Source organism: Streptomyces sp. KR55 (genome assembly GCF_052245645.1).
Lineage (GTDB): Bacteria > Actinomycetota > Actinomycetes > Streptomycetales > Streptomycetaceae > Streptomyces > Streptomyces flavusporus.
Genome location: NZ_JBQQCE010000935.1, coordinates 1 through 1157, shown reverse-complemented (window position 1 = coordinate 1157; position 1157 = coordinate 1). Strand labels below are relative to the sequence as shown.

Sequence of the window (1157 nt, the reverse complement as noted above, 5' to 3'; positions counted from 1 at the left end):
GCGGAGGCCGTGGCGGACGCCGTCGGGATCGCCGAGGTGATCGCCGAGGTGCTGCCCGAGGACAAGGTGGACGTGGTCAGGCGGCTGCAGGCCGAGGGGCGCACCGTCGCCATGGTCGGCGACGGCGTCAACGACGCGGCCGCGCTCGCCACCGCCGACCTCGGGCTCGCGATGGGCACCGGCACCGATGCGGCGATCGAGGCGGGCGACCTGACCCTGGTGCGCGGGGATCTGCGGGTGGCGGCGGACGCGATCCGGCTGTCCCGCCGGACCCTGGCCACGATCAAGGGCAACCTCGTCTGGGCCTTCGGCTACAACGTGGCCGCGCTGCCGCTGGCCGCGGCCGGGCTGCTCAACCCGATGATCGCCGGGGCGACGATGGCCTTCTCGTCGGTCTTCGTGGTGACGAACAGCCTCCGGCTGCGGACGTTCCGCTGAAGCCGAAGCGACCGAAACCGAAGCAGGGGCCCCCTGGAGTCCGAGACGAGCCTCACATAAGCTCTTCACAAGGCTCGCGCATCTTCCTTACGCTTGAGACCCGTTCGCCATACTGGGCCTCTTGCGTATCTAACAGGACATATGCAAGAGACGCAGATCACAGTGATGTGAACGTAACCATCGAAGGGGTTCGAAGGTCTAAGTTGGCGATGTCAGAGGGCGTCTTGGGGGGCGCCACCTGGCATCTGGGGATGTCTTGGGGGACTTCTCCAGAGATGCGTTGCCGGGACACGTACACCGGGGAGCTTTGAGCGGCCCTCCCAGAGTGCGCTGTCCCGGCAGACCGCAGCAGCCGTACAGTTCGCACCACCCGAGCACGAAGAGTTTTGCTCATTGTGCTCACAGCGATTCAGGCGCTGGTCTCACAGGCGCCCGGCCGGATCCCGTGGGGGGAATCCGCACCGGGACACGGGAAGGCGCCCTGGTCGTCGGCCCGTGGGGGGACCGACGCCAGGGCGCCTTCTGTATTTTTTTGAGGCTCGTTCGCCTCCGGGGCGCGCCCCTTCGGCTCACTCGCCGGGCCAGTTGCAGTGAACGGCCAGCTCGCCCGGCGACTAGTGCCGCGGCAGGCAACGTTTGCCCGTCAAGGAGCGGCGTCCGGTGCGTGCTCTCGGCGTGCCGGCCGGAAGTCCTCGTACTGGGCGTACTTGGGCTTTCTG

General features: G+C 67.8%; 1 protein-coding gene. It reads left to right on the top strand.

Going from position 1 to position 1157, the window contains the following annotated elements:
* Positions 1-438, top strand: a 438-nt coding sequence (locus ACTWQJ_RS51620; RefSeq protein WP_443313241.1) for an HAD-IC family P-type ATPase, incomplete at its 5' end; no start/stop codon positions are given.
* Between the last annotated feature and the right edge of the window lie 719 nt (positions 439-1157).